At 28.0% G+C, this 1,198-nt stretch carries 2 protein-coding genes; both read left to right on the forward strand.

Annotated features, from left to right (window positions below; all coding sequences use genetic code 11):
- The first annotated feature begins 30 nt into the window (after window positions 1-30).
- Window positions 31-714: an endonuclease domain-containing protein gene (locus Q4548_RS16600; protein WP_303457137.1), complete on the forward strand. Its 684-nt coding sequence runs from the start codon at window positions 31-33 to the stop codon at window positions 712-714.
- Between the two features lie 12 nt (window positions 715-726).
- Window positions 727-993 carry a hypothetical protein gene (locus tag Q4548_RS16605; RefSeq protein WP_303457140.1) on the forward strand — a complete coding sequence of 89 codons (267 nt, stop codon included), beginning with the start codon at window positions 727-729 and terminating at the stop codon, window positions 991-993.
- Window positions 994-1,198 lie beyond the last annotated feature (205 nt).

Raw genomic sequence — 1,198 nt, forward strand, 5'->3', positions numbered from 1 at the left:
CGTTGTGTGTAAGTAAGAAAAAAATACAGAATGAAAATACCAATTGATATTGAAAAACTTCCTATTAGAATATCTGAAACGGGAAATTTTGCTGTTTTTTATGAAATTTCACTTGTTGAAAAAGGGAATTATTGGAAAAAAACAATAAAATGTAATGAAAAGGAATTAATTAAATTAAGAAATAAAATTAATGACCTTCTTGAAAACACTACCCTTGCTGAAAAACTAGGAATATCAAATGAAGATGCTTTAAAAATAGAAGAATATTATCAAAATGATAATCTATGTAAAACATGTAAATACAAATCGACAAATGACTGTATAACATGTTTGTTTATTTTACAAAGTCCATTAGAACGAAAATTATACTTAGCTCTAAAAGAAAATTATATAAGATTTCAGACCCAATACGCACTAAATTGGAAAGGTGAAAATATATCTATCATTGGTAAATCATATCACAATCCAACAAATAACTTTAAAGAAGTTTTAACTGTTCCCGATTTTTATATAGAAAAAAAGAATGAAAAAATCTGTATTTATACCGATGGTCACACCTATCATGAAAGAACAGAAGAACAAGCTCAAAGAGATAAACGAATTGATAGAAAACTACAAGAACTAGGATTTAGAGTTTTGAGATATACTGGTAAGGATGTTAATGAAAATTTGAATAATATTATCCAAGAAATAAAAAAATGGATATCCTATTAAAACAGAAACCCTATGTTAGAAAAATTTAAATTGTACTTAATAGAAAATGGATATAGTGAATTTACACCGTCTGGAAATCCTTCTACTGCTTACGATTACATGAAACGAGTTGAAAAAATACGTTCTAAAGAAAACATAACAATAAAAGATCTCGCTGAAAATATAAGTTTTTATACAGATAAATATGGTCCTTTTGGAATTGAAGCTGAATTTGGAAAAAAAAGTCATAATGCATTCATAAATGCTTTAAAAAGATTTGAAGAATTTATATCTAATTGAAAAAAACCTACACACAACACCGGCTAAACTTCATGCGGGCTTCTGTGCTTTCTTAAAGTTTTATGTATATTTACTAAGTCGCCAAATCTTGTTGATTTTGCTTTGTGAAATCAAAAGAAACAAATCCAAACAAAAAGCTTCGGCTTAGTACGTGTTCGAAAATCTTGCCGATTTTCTTCCCGCACAAAGCCTAGCCAAAACCGTT

Origin of the sequence: Wenyingzhuangia sp. 2_MG-2023 (assembly GCF_030548295.1) — a bacterium.
Lineage (GTDB): Bacteria > Bacteroidota > Bacteroidia > Flavobacteriales > Flavobacteriaceae > Wenyingzhuangia.